At 71.3% G+C, this 15,691-nt stretch carries 14 protein-coding genes and 1 tRNA gene; 4 read left to right on the forward strand and 11 right to left on the reverse strand.

The window, feature by feature from the left end:
* Positions 1–14: 14 nt before the first annotated feature.
* The 4 genes from ACZ7P3_RS24440 to ACZ7P3_RS24455 all read right to left on the reverse strand — a co-directional run bounded on the left by ACZ7P3_RS24440 (position 15) and on the right by ACZ7P3_RS24455 (position 4,154).
* A complete protein-coding gene (locus ACZ7P3_RS24440; protein WP_472085024.1) occupies positions 15–1,262 on the reverse strand; it encodes a ketosynthase chain-length factor in 1,248 nt (415 codons plus the stop codon).
* Positions 1,259–2,539 carry a beta-ketoacyl-[acyl-carrier-protein] synthase family protein gene (locus tag ACZ7P3_RS24445; protein WP_472085026.1) on the reverse strand — a complete coding sequence of 427 codons (1,281 nt, stop codon included), beginning with the start codon at positions 2,537–2,539 and terminating at the stop codon, positions 1,259–1,261. The genes ACZ7P3_RS24440 and ACZ7P3_RS24445 overlap by 4 nt, the downstream gene beginning before the upstream one ends.
* Entirely contained in the window at positions 2,536–2,982 is a 447-nt protein-coding gene (locus tag ACZ7P3_RS24450; protein ID WP_472085241.1) for a cupin domain-containing protein, read from the reverse strand. The genes ACZ7P3_RS24445 and ACZ7P3_RS24450 overlap by 4 nt, the downstream gene beginning before the upstream one ends.
* An 89-nt stretch (positions 2,983–3,071) precedes the next feature.
* Positions 3,072–4,154 (reverse strand): SchA/CurD-like domain-containing protein, encoded by a 1,083-nt coding sequence (locus ACZ7P3_RS24455; protein WP_472085028.1) that lies wholly within the window; start codon positions 4,152–4,154, stop codon positions 3,072–3,074.
* Between the two features lie 201 nt (positions 4,155–4,355).
* Between ACZ7P3_RS24455 and ACZ7P3_RS24460 the strand changes: the two genes are divergently transcribed.
* Positions 4,356–5,996 (forward strand): FAD-dependent oxidoreductase, encoded by a 1,641-nt coding sequence (locus ACZ7P3_RS24460; protein WP_472085030.1) that lies wholly within the window; start codon positions 4,356–4,358, stop codon positions 5,994–5,996.
* Positions 5,997–6,072: 76 nt separating this feature from the next.
* Here ACZ7P3_RS24460 and ACZ7P3_RS24465 read toward each other — a convergent pair.
* Positions 6,073–6,146, reverse strand: a tRNA-Thr gene (locus tag ACZ7P3_RS24465).
* Positions 6,147–6,362: 216 nt separating this feature from the next.
* On the opposite strand from ACZ7P3_RS24465, the gene ACZ7P3_RS24470 reads away from it, so the two are divergent.
* The 3 genes from ACZ7P3_RS24470 to ACZ7P3_RS24480 all read left to right on the forward strand — a co-directional run bounded on the left by ACZ7P3_RS24470 (position 6,363) and on the right by ACZ7P3_RS24480 (position 9,019).
* Entirely contained in the window at positions 6,363–7,499 is a 1,137-nt protein-coding gene (locus ACZ7P3_RS24470) for an ABC transporter ATP-binding protein (protein ID WP_472085032.1), read from the forward strand.
* Between the two features lie 243 nt (positions 7,500–7,742).
* Positions 7,743–8,204 carry a hypothetical protein gene (locus tag ACZ7P3_RS24475; protein ID WP_472085034.1) on the forward strand — a complete coding sequence of 154 codons (462 nt, stop codon included), beginning with the start codon at positions 7,743–7,745 and terminating at the stop codon, positions 8,202–8,204.
* Positions 8,205–8,287: 83 nt separating this feature from the next.
* The gene (locus ACZ7P3_RS24480) at positions 8,288–9,019 is read left to right on the forward strand and encodes a nucleotidyltransferase family protein (RefSeq protein WP_472085036.1); all 732 of its coding nucleotides are present in this window, start codon (positions 8,288–8,290) and stop codon (positions 9,017–9,019) included.
* Between the two features lie 254 nt (positions 9,020–9,273).
* On the opposite strand, the gene ACZ7P3_RS24485 is transcribed toward ACZ7P3_RS24480, so the two are convergent.
* The 6 genes from ACZ7P3_RS24485 to ACZ7P3_RS24510 form a co-directional block, all read right to left on the reverse strand.
* The gene (locus ACZ7P3_RS24485; protein WP_472085038.1) at positions 9,274–10,914 is read right to left on the reverse strand and encodes a DoxX family membrane protein; all 1,641 of its coding nucleotides are present in this window, start codon (positions 10,912–10,914) and stop codon (positions 9,274–9,276) included.
* A 123-nt stretch (positions 10,915–11,037) separates the two neighbouring features.
* Complete coding sequence (gene rlmB / locus ACZ7P3_RS24490) at positions 11,038–11,979, reverse strand: 23S rRNA (guanosine(2251)-2'-O)-methyltransferase RlmB (protein WP_472085039.1); 942 nt, start codon at positions 11,977–11,979, stop codon at positions 11,038–11,040.
* A gap of 89 nt (positions 11,980–12,068) precedes the next feature.
* Entirely contained in the window at positions 12,069–13,472 is a 1,404-nt protein-coding gene (gene cysS, locus ACZ7P3_RS24495; RefSeq protein WP_472085041.1) for a cysteine--tRNA ligase, read from the reverse strand.
* 65 nt (positions 13,473–13,537) lie between these two features.
* On the reverse strand, positions 13,538–14,062 hold the full coding sequence (ispF, locus tag ACZ7P3_RS24500) for a 2-C-methyl-D-erythritol 2,4-cyclodiphosphate synthase (protein ID WP_472085043.1): 525 nt from the start codon (positions 14,060–14,062) through the stop codon (positions 13,538–13,540).
* A complete protein-coding gene (gene ispD, locus ACZ7P3_RS24505; RefSeq protein WP_472085045.1) occupies positions 14,052–14,804 on the reverse strand; it encodes a 2-C-methyl-D-erythritol 4-phosphate cytidylyltransferase in 753 nt (250 codons plus the stop codon). The genes ispF and ispD overlap by 11 nt, the downstream gene beginning before the upstream one ends.
* 326 nt (positions 14,805–15,130) lie before the next feature.
* Entirely contained in the window at positions 15,131–15,613 is a 483-nt protein-coding gene (locus tag ACZ7P3_RS24510; protein WP_003953493.1) for a CarD family transcriptional regulator, read from the reverse strand.
* Between the last annotated feature and the right edge of the window lie 78 nt (positions 15,614–15,691).

Genomic DNA, 15,691 nt, shown 5'->3' on the forward strand with positions numbered 1-15,691 from the left:
TACCTCCTGTACTGCTAGGCGTTGACAGCGCCGTGCCGCAGCACGAGCGCCGAGTTCGACCCCATGAGCCCGCGGCTCAGCACCAGCGCCGTACGCAACTCGGCGACGCGGGCGCGCCCGGTCACGAGATCGAGGTCGTGGCAGACGTCGAAGACGTTCGGCGTGGGCGGGATCAGTCCGTGCTCCATCGCGAGCACGGCCGCCGCACTGTCCAGCACGGGCGCCGCGCAGTAGCCCCGCCCGATGCCGGTCTTCGGCGCCGTGACCGGCACCCGGATGCCGTGCCCGCCCAGGGCGTCGGCGATCGCCAGCGCCTCGGCACGGTCCGCCTCCGGCACCCCGAGGGCGTCGGCGAAGACGACGTCGACCTCCTCGGGCGCACAGCCGGCCTCCTCCAGCGCCAGCCTGATGGCGTGCGCCAGGCCCTCCCGGGACTCCGCCCAACGGGAGGCACCGGTGAAGGTGGCCGCATGTCCGGCGACGTAGGCACGGATGTCCGCGCCGCGCTCCCGCGCGGACCGCTCCGCCTCCACCACGAGCATCGCGCCGCCCTCGGCGGGCACGAAACCGCAGGCGGCCTCCGTGAACGGGCGGTAGGCGCGGGACGGATCGGCCGCACGGCTCAGCTCCTGGTAGCCGAGCTGGCAGACCACCGAGTACGGCGCCAGCGGCGCCTCGGTGGAGCCGGCCACGATCACGTCGGTGCCGCGCCGCACCGCCCGGGCCGCGTGCGCGAGGGCGTCCAGACCCCCGGCCTCGTCGGAGGCGACGACCGAGCAGGGGCCCTTGAACTTGCGGCGGATGGAGACCTGACCGGTGCTCGCGGCGTAGAACCAGGCGATGGACTGGTACGGGCCCACGAACCGGCTGCCCTTGCCCCACAGCTGCTGCAGCTCGCGCTGGCCGAACGCGCCGCCGCCGGACCCGGCGGCGGTGACCACCCCGATGGAGTACGGCTCCTCGGAGGTGTCGGCCTGCCCGAGCCGGGCGTCGTCCAGCGCGAAGTCGGCCGCTGCCATGGCGAAGTGGGTGAACCGGTCGGTCTGGACGAGGAAGCGCTCCTCGATCGTCACCGCCGGATCGAAGGCCCGGACCTCGCCGGCCACCCTCAGCGGGAGGTGCTCGCAGCCCTCGCGGGTGACCCGGTCGAGGACGCTGAGACCTTCCTGGGTGGCCTTCCAGAAGGTGTCGGTGCTGGTGCCGTTGGGCGCGACCACCCCGATACCGGTGACGGCCGCGCGCCGGTCATGCGGTTCGCTCATCGTGTCCTCTCCCTCGTCCGGTCCCTCGGCCGGGTCAGGACCACCGCGGACTGGAATCCCCCGAAGCCGCTGCCCACGGACAGGACGCTGGTCAGCTTCCGGTCGCGGGCGACGCGCGGGACGTAGTCCAGGTCGCACTCGGGGTCGGGGGTCTCGTAGTTCGCGGTCGGGGGTACGGCCTGCTTGGCGAGGGCCAGCACACAGGCGACCACCTCGATCGCCCCGATCGCCCCGAGGGAGTGCCCCACCATCGACTTGATGGAGCTCATGGGGGTGTCGTAGGCGTGGTGGCCGAGCGCCCGCTTCACGGCCGCCGTCTCGTGGCGGTCGTTCTGCCGGGTGCCGGAGCCGTGTGCGTTGACGTAGTCGATGGCCGTCGGATCGATCCGGGCGTGGTCGAGCGCCATGTCTATCGCCCGGGCCATCTCCAGACCCTCGCTGGTCAGGCCGGTCATGTGGTAGGCGTTGCCGAAGGTGGCATAGCCGCCCAGTTCGCAGTACACGTGCGCGCCACGGGCCCGCGCGTGCTCCAGCTCCTCCAGGACGAGCACCGCACCGCCCTCGCCCATGACGAACCCGTCACGGTTGTTGTCGAAGGGCCGGGAGGCGTGTGCGGGGTCGTCGTTGTTCGGGGAGGTGGCCTTGATCGCGTCGAAGCACGCCATGGTGATCGGGGAGATCGGCGAGTCCGACGCGCCGGCTATGCAGATGTCGGCCCGGCCCTCCTCGACCGTGTGGAAGGCGTATCCGACCGCGTCCAGGCCCGAGGTGCAGCCCGTGGAGACGGTCTGTACCGGACCCTGGGCGCCGAATCGTTCCGCCACCGCGGAGGCGACCGTGCTGGGCGAGAACGCCCGGTGCAGATGCGGCTCCGCCTCCTGATGGTCGACGTCCCAGCGCTGCCCGTGGTGGCTCACCAGGACGTAGTCGTGCTCCAGGCGCGTGGTGCCGCCGACCGCGGTGCCCAGCGACACCCCGACCCGCCAGGGATCCTCCCGGGCCAGGTCGAGACCCGAGTCCCGGACCGCCTCGTCGCCGGCGACCAGGGCGAACTGGATGTACCGGTCCGCCCGGGCGACCTGGTCCGCGTCCAGGCCGTGCGCCACCGGGTCGAAGTCGCACTCGGCGGCGATCCGCGACCGCAGCTGCGAAGGGTCGAAGAAGGTTATGCCCCGCGTCGCGGTCCGGCCGTCGGCAAGCAGATCCCAGAATGCCGGTACGCCGATGCCGCCCGGAGCAACGATGCCTATGCCAGTGACCGCCACGCGCCGGGTCATGACAGAACCTGACCTCGGTCGGCCGCGTGGGCGGCACCTGCCGGCGCCGGTTCGGTGACCACCGCGGCCGCGCCGATCACCTCGGTCTCCTCGGTGTCCACATGGCCGAGCTGCGGCCTCGGCGCCAGCGGACCCAGATGGAAGACCATCCGCGCCTCCACCTTGCCGACGTTGCGGAACCGGTGCCGCATGTAGGCCGGGATCATCAGACCCTGCTCGGGCCGCAGCGTGTGCGGCTCACCGTCCAGGTCCACCTCCAGCTGCCCGCAGACGACGTAGACGAACTCCTCGGAGTAGGGGTGGTAGTGCTCACCGATGCGGTCCCCGGGCTGCACGATGGCCACGCCCATGAAGCCGCTGGTGGAGCCGACCGTGGCCGGGGTGAGCATGGCGCGCAGGTCGCCACCTCGCCGGACATTGGGCTCGACCTCACTGAGATCCACGATTTTCGGACGGGGTTTGATGGACAACGTTTCCTCCGTTGAGTGTGCTGCGCTGGCGCTGGGCGGTTGGGGTGACCCGGCCGCCGGGATCAGGCGCCCGGCGAACGGCGGTCGGTGATCAGGGCCATACGGGCGGCCTCGGCGTCGAGCAGCTCCCGCACCTGCGCGGCCGCCCGGGAGTCCTTCGGCAGCGCGTCCACGTCCCGGTCGCCGCGCACGTCGACCAGCCGCATCACGAGGTCGTCGCGCTGGAAGACCGTGCTGCGCAGGATCGGGCTCGCCGGATCGTCCGCGGCCGTCGAGTCGGCCTGGGAGAGCAGCTCGGCCAGCCGCATCCCACAACCGGGCCGGGCCGGATAGCACAGGGCCTGCCGCAGCCCCTCCGGCTGGTCGTCCGCGCTCACGTGGTGCACGGCCGGCAGCGCCGCCCGGGTGAAGAAGACCCGCGCCGACTCCTGGTCGTTGAGGTCCCGCTCCTGCTCCAGGTACGGGTTGATGGCCTCCTCGACGGCCCGCACCTCCGGCTGCTGGGCCACGTGCCGCAGCGCCGCGAGCAGATCGCCGCGCACCTCGATGGCCCGCACCACCCGGTTGCCGTGCATGAACAGCGAGGTCCGGCACAGCCGTGTCGTGTCGTCCACCTGGGCCTCGGGCGAGGCGTAGTCCGCGAGGATCTTCGCGACCTTCTCCTCGCTTCCCGGCCGGACCGTGAAGGTCAGCGCGTGCCGGATCACCCCGTCGCCGATGCGCGGGTGGGCCTGCAGCCGGCGGTCCTGCGGCGAGGTGTGGGCGGCGGCGCCGCCGGTCTCCCGGACGATGTGGAAACGCAGCGACCGGGTGTCACGGACGCAGGAGTGCAGCGGCTGCACCATCTGGACGTGCTCCTCGCTGTTCACCCAGGTGAGGAACGGCGGGGCACTCTCCCACTCACTCGTGATGAGCCATTGGGACGGATTCTCGATGGACTGGCAGAGCTGGTCGCTGACGTGGCCGGGCACGGAAGCGACCTGGTTGCACAGCTGCTCGTACGCCTCCAGGAACTGCTGCTGCGCGCCGTCGTACACGTCGACGAGCAGGACGACCCGGAGCCGGGAGCCGTCGAACACGGACTGGGAGACACGCTTCGACAGCTCGCGTGTCGTTTCTGAAAGACGTTCAGACGTCGTGGTCATCCTGCACACATCTCCTTCGCGGGGGCAGAGGCGACGCCGGCCGCGTCTGGCGCGACGGCAGCGTTCCTTGATCCTGTGCCGGTCCCCACAAGCCCGCGACTCGTATGAACCACGTGGGTGATTGGGCACGCGGAGCGGGCGCCACCGGGCATGAGAACTCACAGGCGCCCCACACGCGCACCCCTGCCTCTGGAGGCTTCGATGCATCAAAAAGCCGACCACCGGGTCCCCGTCCTCATCGTGGGCGGCTCCCTGGTGGGCCTGTCCATGTCCGTGTTCCTGGGCCGTCTCGGTGTGCGGCACATGCTCGTCGAGCGGCACTCCGGGACCTCGATCCACCCCCGCGGACGCGGCAACAACGTGCGGACGATGGAGCTGTTCCGGGGAGCCGGCATCGAGCCGGACATCAAGGCGGCGGCCTCACTCCTCGCGGACAACCACGGCATCCTGCAGACGCCCACCCTCGTGGGCGATGCGGGCGAATGGCTGTTCAAACACATCGACCCGGGCGGCGGACTCGCCAGATTCAGCCCCACCAGCTGGTGCCTGTGCAGCCAGAACGACCTCGAACCCGTCCTGCTCGACAGCGCCCGGGAACTCTGCGGCGACCTGCGCTACTTCCACCATATGGAGTCCTTCACGCAGGATTCCGACGGTGTGACGGCGACCGTCCTGAACCGCACCACCGACGAGCGCTTCACCGTCCGCGCGGACTACCTCGTCGCGGCCGACGGCCCCCGCAGCCCGGTCCGGCACGCCCTCGGCATCGGCCAGACGGGCCCGGGCGACCTCTTCGCCAATGTCAGCGTCACCTTCCGCTCCGCCGCCCTCGCCGAAGTCGTCGGCGACCGCCGCTTCATCTGCTGCTACCTCACCCACCCGGACGCCGACGGCGCCCTGCTCCCCGTCGACAACAAGGAACGCTGGGTCTTCCACGCCCCCTGGCACCCCGAGCACGGCGAGACCCTGGAGGAGTTCACCGAGGAACGCCTGAGCAGCCACATCAGCCGGGCCGTGGGTGTGCCCGGGCTCGACGTGGAAATCACCGGAAAGGCGTCCTGGCGTGCCGCCGAACGGGTCGCCGACCGGTACGCGTCCGGCAGGGTCTTCCTCACCGGCGACTCCGCCCACGAAATGTCCCCCACCGGCGCCTTCGGCTCCAACACCGGCATCCAGGACGCCCACAACCTGGCCTGGAAACTCGCCGCCGTCGTCGACGGCTGGGCCGGCCCCGACCTGCTGGCGAGCTACGAGGCCGAACGCCGCCCGGTCGCCCTCGCCACCAGCGCCCGCGCCTCCGCCCGCTCCGTCGAACACAGCCACCCCGGCTTCGCCCCCGCCCCCGGCGTCGGCGGCGGCAAGCGCGACGGCATCCTCAACGTCGTCCTCGGCTACCGCTACCCCCACGGCGCCGTCCTCGGCGCCGACCCCGACCAGCCGGTCGTCCCCGACGGCCTGGCGCTGTCCGGCGAGCCGGGCACCCGCGCCCCGCACCTGTGGCTGCGCCGCGCCGGACGCCGCATCTCCACCCTCGACCTGTACGAACGCTCCCTGGTCCTGCTCGCCGACGCCCCCGACGACGCGGGCTGGCACGAGGCGGCCCGCCGCATCGCCGACACGGACGGCGTACGCCTGGACGCCTACCGCATCGGCCCGGGCGCCGACGCGGACCTGAGGTACGACACCGAGGACAGCGACTGGGCCCGGCTCCACGGCACCACCGCCGACGGCGCTGTCCTGGTCCGCCCGGACGGGTTCGTGGCATGGCGGGCGACGGGGGCCGTCCCGGATCCGGAAGGGACGCTGCGGCAAGCGCTCAAGACCCTGCTCCGAACGGCCTGACCTGCACGGACAAAGGTCCACCACGGACGGCGAAGGCCGCCCGCACACCGAGGTGCGGGCGGCCTTCGCCCTGCCGAGCCCCCTGTCGGATTCGAACCGACGACCTTCGCTTTACAAGAGCGGCGCTCTGACCAGCTGAGCTAAGGAGGCGCGCACACACCCGGGGTGCGTGCCTGTGCAGTGTACCCACGTCCCGGGCGGGCCCTGTCGAAAATTTCCGCGAAGTTCACAGGGGTCCAGGTGCTGACATCCGAGGTGAACGCCAGGTACCGTCCTGACCCAGTTCACTCGCGTGGACTACACCAACCACCTTCCTACAACGGATCGTCCGGCACGTTCCTGCCGGTAGAAGGGGGCCCATTCACCATGGCCACTGTCACGTTCGACAAGGCGACCCGGATCTACCCGGGTTCCACCAAGCCCGCCGTCGACCAGCTCGACATCGCGATCGAGGACGGCGAGTTCCTCGTCCTGGTCGGACCGTCCGGCTGCGGCAAGTCCACCTCCCTGCGGATGCTCGCGGGCCTGGAGGACGTCAACGGCGGCGCCATCCGCATCGGTGACCGCGACGTCACGCACCTGCCGCCCAAGGACCGGGACATCGCCATGGTGTTCCAGAACTACGCGCTCTACCCGCACATGACGGTCGCCGACAACATGGGCTTCGCGCTCAAGATCGCCGGTGTCAACAAGGCGGAGATCCGGCAGAAGGTCGAGGAGGCCGCGAAGATCCTCGACCTCACCGAGTACCTGGACCGCAAGCCGAAGGCCCTCTCCGGCGGTCAGCGCCAGCGTGTCGCCATGGGCCGCGCCATCGTCCGCGAGCCGCAGGTCTTCCTCATGGACGAGCCACTGTCCAACCTGGACGCCAAGCTCCGCGTGTCGACGCGTACGCAGATCGCGTCCCTGCAGCGCCGCCTCGGCATCACCACCGTCTACGTCACCCACGACCAGGTCGAGGCCATGACGATGGGCGACCGCGTGGCCGTGCTCAAGGACGGTCTGCTCCAGCAGGTCGACTCGCCGCGGAACATGTACGACAAGCCCGCGAACCTCTTCGTCGCCGGCTTCATCGGCTCCCCGGCCATGAACCTGGTCGAGGTCCCGATCACCGACGGCGGAGTGAAGTTCGGCAACAGCGTCGTCCCCGTCAACCGGGACGCCCTGACGGCCGCCTCCGACAAGGGTGACCGCACGGTGACCGTGGGTGTCCGGCCCGAGCACTTCGACATCGTCGAGCACAACGGCGCTGCCGCCACCTCCCTCACCAAGGACAGCGAGGATGCCCCGGCCGGTCTCGCCGTCTCCGTGAACGTGGTCGAGGAGCTGGGCGCCGACGGCTATGTCTATGGCACCGCCGAGGTCGGCGGTGAGGTCAAGGACCTGGTCGTGCGCGTGAACGGGCGCCAGGTGCCGGAGAAGGGCTCCACCCTGCACGTCGTGCCGCGGCCGGGCGAGACCCATGTGTTCTCGACCTCCACGGGCGAGCGCCTCTCCGACTGACCGGCCCGACCAGACCGATCAGCCTGCCCAGACCGACCGGCTGACCAGCGCGCATGCGCAGAGGTTGACGAAAGGGGCCCCGCGGACCACCGCGGGGCCCCTTTCGCGCCCGTCACATACCCCGGCACAGCGATCAATTCGGGCGACGCGCGTCAACCCCTTACCCAGAAAGAGACGTAACTTCATCCCCCATAAGGGTGACTAAATGTCGCCAAATCATCACCGGGCGCTACCCTCACACGCGTGAAGCACTCCACCAACCCTCAGCCACGACGCGGCCATCGGGGCGGCCCTGCCCGCCGGATCGGCCGCACTCTCGCCCTCGTCCTGCCCGTCGTCCTGGTGCTCTCCGGAACCCTCGCGGTCACCCGGGTCAACTGGACGGGGAGCCCCTCCAGCTCGGTGCTCACCGCGTCGGACGTCTCCTCCGCGGAGGTCTCCTCCGACGCGGCCTCCCACGCCCCACAGGACGTGCTCCGCGACCAGCTGATGAGCGAGCTGCAGGACGAGAACCCCGGGACGGTCCTCACCCACCTCCAGCAGGCGGTCAACGGGCACCCCTCGCTCGCCAAGCACTGCACCTCCATCGCCCGTGCCCTGGGCCGGGCCGCGGTGCGCATCTACGGCGCCTCGCGGGCCCAGTCGTACGCCCGTCCCGTCTGCGACACGGCCTTCGCCTCCGGGGTGCTGGCCGCGCACAGCTAGACACGGTGGGAAGCAGGTAACGGCTCCTTAAGGAGCTCGTTGCGGTCGGAATCCCGGCCGGGGCGCCACGTACAGTTCGGGGCATGACCCATCCGAACGCCTCGTTGCGCCCCACTCAAGCCGTCGTCCTGGCCGGTGGCCAGGGCTCACGGCTGCGTCCCTACACCGACGACCGGCCCAAGCCGATGGTCGAGATCCCGGGAACGGGCACTCCGATCATCGGCCACCAGTTGGCCTGGCTCGCCGAAGAGGGCGTGACGGATGTGGTCGTCTCCTGCGGCCATCTCGCCGAGGTCCTGCAGAAGTGGCTGGACTCGGCCGACCTGCCCCTGTCCGTCACCACCGTCGTGGAGACGGAACCCCTCGGCCGCGGCGGCGGCCTCAAGTACGCCGCCGCACACCTCCCCCACCCCGACCAGCCCTGGTACGCCACCAACGGCGACATCTGGACCCGCTTCTCCCTGCGGGACATGGCCGACTTCCACACCGAGCGGGATGCCGTCGCCACGCTGGCGCTGGCCCGGCCGCGGATCCCCTGGGGTGCGGTGAAGACCGACGGGTTCGGGCACATCACCGACTTCATCGAGGCGCCGCCGTCCACGTTCGAGATCAACGCCGGTGTGTATGTGTTCTCGCCCGGGTTCGGCTCGATGCTGCCCGAGCGGGGCGACCATGAGCGGACCACGTTCCCCCGGCTGGCCCGGGAGCGGAAGCTGGCCGGGTTCCCCCTTCCGCAAGGTGCCTACTGGCGGGCCATCGACACGGCCAAGGACCTGACCGAGGCGGCCAAGGAACTGGCGGCCCTGGGGCGTTAGTCCGGCCGCGCATGAGGGGCGGCCGGTCGGTCACGCCCTCGCGGCGGACCCGCACAGCGCCACGCCCCCACGCCCCCGCGCCCTCGCGCCCCCACGCCCTCGCGCCCCTGTGCGGGGACCACCCGGGGAGGGCGGTCCCGACCACCGCGCTCGGCGGCGTGTTGCACCTTCCCTGCACCGAAAAGAGCCCCGCACCGTGTGGTGCAGGGCCCTTTCCCGTCGTCCGGCGTCGGCTTCCCGTCGTCCGGGATCGGCTAACCGAGCAGGCCGCCCACCAAGCCCGGCTGGCCGGTCGAGGTGCTGCCGCCGGTCGAGGCGCTGCCGCTGGTGCTGGTCGGGCCCGCCGTGCTGCTGGGGGCGCCGCCCGTCGGGGCGGACTGGCGGGGCGGAACCTGGCCCACGGTGCCCTGGGTCTGGCTCGGCGTCGTGGTGGTGGTGCCGCCGGCGGTACGGCTCGCGCCCGGAGTCGTCGCCGCCCGGGAGGGGCTCGCACCGGCCGTGGCGCCGCCCGTGGGCGAGCTGGAGGCCGACGGGGTGGTGCTGTGCCGCGTGCCGGGCTCGTGGGGCAGCGACGTGCCCGGCAGGTTGTTGCGGGGGGCCTCGCCGGGGCCGGGGACGACCACCCGGCTGGAGTCGCGCACGGCGCCGCCCAGCAGGGAGCCGACCAGCAGGGTGAGACCGACGGTGACGGCCGTGATGAGGGCACCGCGGCGCAGCACGTAGCTGCGCAGTTCCCAGATGTCGGAGCGGGGGCCGAGGGTGCGCCAGGCACCGCCCGCGAGACGTCCGTCGATCGAGTAGACCGGGGCCCCGGCGATGATCAGCGGGGACCAGGCGGCCAGGTAGATGATGTCGGGGGCGTCGTAGGCCGGGACCGTCTGCCAGCTGACGGTGACGATGAGGGCGGCGGAGAGCAGGGCGCCGACGACCGCGGCGACGCGCTGCCAGCAGCCGAGGACCGTCAGGACGCCGACGACGACCTGGAGGAAGGCGATCACCAGGCCGGAGCCGACCGGGTGGTGCAGGGCCAACTGGCGCAGCGGCTCGGCGACTTCCCAGGGGTGCAGGGTGTTGAGCCACTTGACCATGGAGCCGCGCTTGCCGCCGTCGAAGTAGACGGGGTCGCACAGCTTGCCCATGCCGGCGTAGATGGAGATGAAGCCGAGGAAGACCCGGAGGGGGAGGAGGACCACGCCGAGGTTCAGCCGGCGGCCCGGGTAGTAGGCGTGCCGGGCCGGGTCGTCGCCGTGCCGGGTCGCGATGCGCCCGCGGGACTCCTCGGCGGGATCGTCGGCGGCGTCCTCGTAGTCGTCGTAGTCGTCGTACGCCTCGAACCCGTCGTCCGGGTACGCCGGTTCGTCGTAGGTGTCGCTGACCGTGCGCATGTGCGGCAGGAGGCGGGTGCCGTCGTCGGAGGGGGTGCGCTGGTGGCCGACGACCGGGGTCTCGACGGTCTGGTCGAGGCCGTCATAACCGTCGCCGTACCCGGTCCCGACGCGCGGGATGACCTGGGTGGCGCCGGCCTCGGCGGGCTCGTCGGCGTGGCGGACGCTGCTGCCCCGTACGGCCTGGAGGAGACGGTGCGCGCCGGTGTCGTCGGGGGCGGACTTGCCGCTCCACACGACGGGACGGCGGCGGCCGGGCGCGGCGGCACCGGCTCGGGCCGCCGTGCCCACGACCGGGATGCGGGCGGTGTCCTGGGTGGCGCTCAGGTGTCGGGCGATCCGCGGGGACTGGCTGCGCTTGGCCGTCGCGCCCAGCTGCACGCGGAAGCTGGCGTGATTGACGATGACCTGCGCCGGATCGCTCGGCACCTTCACCATGCTCAGCGCGGGAGCGTCGTCGTATCCCGACGAGCGGTCCCCCGTGGGTGTGCGGGGTGTTCTGGTGTCCACACGTACCTAACCGAGCGACGTGGGGTTTGGACACTGCTTTGACCAGGCGGATGTGTCCGGACCGCGTCAAAGCAGCCCAGAGCGCCAGAATTACCCCGCACGGGTGAGGTTACGGACGCCTGTTCAAGCCCGTCGGCGCGCCGCCTCGTACAGCACGATTCCGGCCGCCACACCCGCGTTCAGCGACTCCGCACCACCCGGCATCGGGATGCGCACACGCGCGTCGCAGGTCTCGCCGACCAGGCGGGACAGGCCCTTGCCCTCGCTGCCGACCACGATGACGACGGGGCCCTGCAGGGCGTCCAGGTCGCCGAGTTCGGCCTCGCCGTCGGCGGCCAGGCCGACGACCGTGATACCGGCCTTCTTGTACGCCTCCAGGGCCCGGGTCAGGTTGGTGGCGCGGGCGACCGGGGTGCGGGCGGCGGTACCGGCCGAGGTCTTCCAGGCACCGGCGGTCATGCCGGCCGAGCGGCGCTCGGGGACGAGGACGCCGTGGCCGCCGAAGGCGGAGACGGAGCGGACGACCGCGCCGAGGTTGCGCGGGTCGGTGACCCCGTCGAGCGCCACGATCAGCGGGTCCTCACCCCCGTCGTAGGCGGCCGCGGTGAGGTCCTCCGGGTGCGCGTACTCGTACGGCGGGACCTGCAGGACCAGGCCCTGGTGGTTCAGGCCGTTGGTCATGCGGTCCAGCTCGGGACGCGGGGCCTCCATCAGGTTGATGCCACCGCGCTCGGCGACGAGCTGGAGGGCCTCGCGGACGCGCTCGTCGTTGTCGATGAACTGCTGGACGTAGAGCGTGGAGGCGGGCACGCCCTCGCGCAGCGCCTCGACCACCGGGTTGCGGCCGACCACCAGCTCGGAGGACGACTTGCCGCCCCGGCCCCTGGCCACCGGCCGGCGCACGGCCTGCTTGGCCTTGGCGTTGGCGACGCGGTTCTTCTTGTGCCCCTTGCGCATCTCTGCGGGCGGGGTCGGGCCCTTGCCCTCCAGGCCCTTGCGTCGCTGGCCGCCACTGCCGACCTGCGCGCCCTTCTTGCCGGACATGCGGCGGTTGTTCGCGGCCATGACCTACCTGTCTTCGTGAGCTGTCGTACGTACGTCTTATGCAGTGTGCCGCCCGGAGGCCCGGGCGGCACAATCGATCAAGCGGAGGACTAGCGCGGACCGAGGGTCCAGCGCGGTCCCTGGGGGCTGTCCTCGATGACGAGTCCGGACTGTCCCAGCTGGTCACGGATGGCGTCCGCGGTGGCCCAGTCCTTGCGGGCGCGGGCGGACTCGCGCTGGTCGAGGACGAGGCGTACGAGGCTGTCGACCACGCCGTGCAGGTCCTCGCCGCGGCCCGCGTCCTCGCCGGCCCAGTGCTCGTCCAGCGGGTCCAGGCCCAGGACACCGAGCATGGCCCGCACCTCGGCGAGCCGGGCGACCGCGGCCTCCTTGTCGTCGGCGGCCAGCGCGCTGTTGCCCTGCCGGACCGTGGTGTGCACCACGGCGAGCGCCTGCGGCACGCCCAGGTCGTCGTCCATCGCCTCGGCGAACGCCGGCGGCACCTCGGCCGCCGGCTCGACGGTCTTCCCGGCCAGCTCGATGACCCGCTGCACGAAGCCCTCGATCCGGGCGAACGCCGAATCGGCCTCGCGCAGCGCCTCCTCGCTGTACTCGATCATCGAGCGGTAGTGCGGGGTGCCGAGGTAGTAGCGCAGCACGATCGGACGCCACGCCTTGACCATCTCGGACACCAGCACGCTGTTGCCGAGCGACTTCGACATCTTCTCGCCGCTCATGGTGACCCAGGCGTTGTGCACCCAGTACGCGGCGAAGTCGTCACCGAACGCCTTGGCCTGGGCGATCTCGTTCTCGTGGTGCGGGAAGATCAGGTCGAGGCCGCCGCCGTGGATGTCGAAGGCCGGACCGAGGTACTTGTGCGCCATCGCGGAGCACTCCAGGTGCCAGCCCGGCCGGCCGCGTCCCCACGGCGTCTCCCAGCTGGGCTCGCCGGGCTTGACGGCCTTCCACAGCGCGAAGTCACGCGGGTCCCGCTTGCCGGTCTCGCCCTCGCCCCCGGGCTGGCGGAGGTTGTCCAGCTCCTGGTTGGACAGCTGGAGGTACTCCGGGAAGGACCGCACGTCGAAGTAGACGTTGCCGTCGGCCGCGTAGGCGTGCCCGCGCTCGATGAGCCCGCGCATCATCTCGATCATCTCGGGGACGTGCCCGGTGGCCCGTGGCTCGTACGTCGCCGGCAGGCAGCCCAGCGCCGTGTAGCCGAAGTCGAACGCACGCTCGTTCTCGTACCCGATCGCCCACCAGGGACGGCCCTGCTCGGCGGACTTGTTGATGATCTTGTCGTCGATGTCGGTGACGTTGCGGACGAACGTCACCGCGTAGCCGCGGTGTTCGAACCAGCGGCGCATGATGTCGAAGTTGAGACCGGAACGGATGTGCCCGATGTGCGGTGCGGCCTGCACGGTCGCGCCACACAGGTAGATCGAGACACAGCCCGGCTTGATCGGGGCGAAGTCACGGATCTGCCGGGCGCTGGTGTCGTACAGGCGAATGGTCACCACTCCAGGGTAGTGGGCCGGGCGTAGTGGGTTGCACCGGTTCGGGTCACATCCCGGCCCCGTCCTCAGGCCGTACGGGCCACCAGTGCGGTGGCGACGGCCATCAGTCCTTCACCCCTGCCGGGGAATCCGAGTCCGTCGGTGGTGGCGCCGGAGACCGACACCGGGGCGCCGGCCGCCTCGGTGAGGATCTTCTGGGCCTCGTCCCGGCGCTTGCCGATCTTCGGACGGGGGCCGACGACCTGGACCGCGATGTTGCCGATGGCGAACCCGGCCTCGCGGACGATCCGGGCGGCCTCGGTGAGCAGGGTGACCCCGGAGGCGCCGGACCACTCGGGGCGCCCGGTGCCGAAGTGCTGTCCGAGGTCGCCGAGCCCGGCGGCGGAGAAGAGCGCGTTGCAGGCCGCGTGGGCGACGACGTCGGCGTCGGAGTGTCCGGCCAGGCCGGACCCCTCGCCCTCCCACTTCAGGCCGGCGCACCACAGCTCGCGGCCTTCCTCGAAGGCGTGGATGTCGGTGCCGATGCCGACCTGGGGCAGCAGGGGGAGGCCGCCCGGCGGCTGCCGGGGATCAGATGCTTCAGAAGCCATCGTTGAGCCTCCTGCGGGCCAGGACCGCCTCGGCCAGCACCAGGTCGAGGGGGCGGGTGACCTTGAAGGCCTCCTCGTGGCCGGGGACGGTGACGACGCCCAGGCCGAGCCGCTCGACCATGCTCGCGTCGTCGGTGACGTCCCCGGTGACGGTCTCATGGGCGCGGACCAGGGTCTCCCGGTCGAAGCCCTGGGGCGTCTGCACGGCGCGAAGCCGGGCCCGCTCGGGGGTGGCCACCACCGGTTCGGGGTCGCCGGGGACGGCCGCGGGCTCGACCTCCTTCACGGTGTCGGCGAGCGGCAGCGCGGGGACGACGGCGGGGGCGCCCTCACGGACGGCCTCGATGACGGCGTCGACCGTGTCGACGGGGACGAGCGGGCGCGCCGCGTCATGGACGAGGACGATGCCGTACTCGGGCGGCAGGGCGTCCAGGCCCAGCCGGACCGACTCCTGCCGGCTGTCCCCGCCGGGGACGACCAGGAAGTCGGTTCGCTCGGGCAGCGCGTGCACGTCCAGCAGGGACTTGACGTCGGCGGCGCCGTCCGGCGGGGCGACGACGATGACCAGGGAGACATGGCGGGAGGCGGCGAGAGCGCGGACCGCGTGGATCAGCATGGGCGTGCCGTTCAGCGCGCGGAGCGCCTTGGGGGCGCCCGGGCCGAGGCGTACGCCCCGGCCGGCGGCGGGAATCACGGCGGCGACGGGGATCTGCGCGGGTGAAGGGCGCGAATCGTCAGACATCGGTTCCTGTCAGGTTTGTGTGCTCGACCTACGTGGGTATGGCCTGGAGGAGTGCCGGGCGCGACGCCTTGACCGGACCCTTCCGTGACCCTGGTCGAGCCATCTGCCCGGGCCCGGCACACCAAGTATCGGGGGATTTCCCCCGAGGTGAACGGCAAGCGGTACGGCGGCCCGCCGAGGCGGCCGCGGGGGTAACCGGAATCCGGCCACCGGAATCCGGGGACGAACATGCCGCAGCGCCCGGCGACAGGGTCAGTGTCATCGGGCACCGCGGCATTTTCACTGTGCTGAGCGTGCTGTGGGCGGCGGATGCCGCCTGCTGCGCGTCAGGAGGCGAGCACCTCGTCGAGCAGGGCCTCGGCCTTGTCCTCGTTCGTGTTCTCCGCGAGAGCGAGCTCGCTCACCAGGATCTGGCGGGCCTTGGCGAGCATGCGCTTCTCACCGGCGGACAGTCCGCGCTCGCGCTCACGACGCCACAGGTCACGCACCACTTCCGCGACCTTGATGACATCGCCGGAGGCAAGCTTCTCCAGATTTGCCTTGTAGCGCCGGGACCAGTTCGTGGGCTCCTCGGCATACGGTGCGCGCAGCACCTCGAAGACCCGGTCCAGCCCGTCCTGACCGACCACATCACGCACGCCCACGAACTCAGCATTGTCCGCTGGCACACGCACCGTGAGGTCACCCTGGGCGACCTTCAGCACCAAGTAGGTCTTGTCCACGCCTTTGATCTGGCGAGTTTCGATGGCCTCGATCAGCGCGGCCCCGTGATGGGGATAGACCACGGTGTCGCCAACCTTGAACGTCATGTGACAGGTACCCCTTCCGTGGCTATCCAGGGTAACACGGATACGGCGTCTTCTGAATGGCGTTTTCGCAGGTCAGGG

This window comes from Streptomyces sp. NPDC107581 (genome assembly GCF_055657175.1).

Bases quoted from the DNA above. Each gene is read 5' to 3' on its own strand.
- ACZ7P3_RS24440 (WP_472085024.1), bottom strand. From the start codon at position 1,262: ATGAGCGAACCGCATGACCGGCGCGCGGCCGTCACCGGTATCGGGGTG.
- ACZ7P3_RS24445 (WP_472085026.1), bottom strand. From the start codon at position 2,539: ATGACCCGGCGCGTGGCGGTCACTGGCATAGGCATCGTTGCTCCGGGC.
- ACZ7P3_RS24455 (WP_472085028.1), bottom strand. From the start codon at position 4,154: ATGACCACGACGTCTGAACGTCTTTCAGAAACGACACGCGAGCTGTCG.
- ACZ7P3_RS24460 (WP_472085030.1), top strand. From the start codon at position 4,356: ATGCATCAAAAAGCCGACCACCGGGTCCCCGTCCTCATCGTGGGCGGC.
- ACZ7P3_RS24470 (WP_472085032.1), top strand. From the start codon at position 6,363: ATGGCCACTGTCACGTTCGACAAGGCGACCCGGATCTACCCGGGTTCC.
- ACZ7P3_RS24480 (WP_472085036.1), top strand. From the start codon at position 8,288: ATGACCCATCCGAACGCCTCGTTGCGCCCCACTCAAGCCGTCGTCCTG.
- rlmB (WP_472085039.1), bottom strand. From the start codon at position 11,979: ATGGCCGCGAACAACCGCCGCATGTCCGGCAAGAAGGGCGCGCAGGTC.
- ispF (WP_472085043.1), bottom strand. From the start codon at position 14,062: ATGGCTTCTGAAGCATCTGATCCCCGGCAGCCGCCGGGCGGCCTCCCC.
- ispD (WP_472085045.1), bottom strand. From the start codon at position 14,804: ATGTCTGACGATTCGCGCCCTTCACCCGCGCAGATCCCCGTCGCCGCC.
- ACZ7P3_RS24510 (WP_003953493.1), bottom strand. From the start codon at position 15,613: ATGACGTTCAAGGTTGGCGACACCGTGGTCTATCCCCATCACGGGGCC.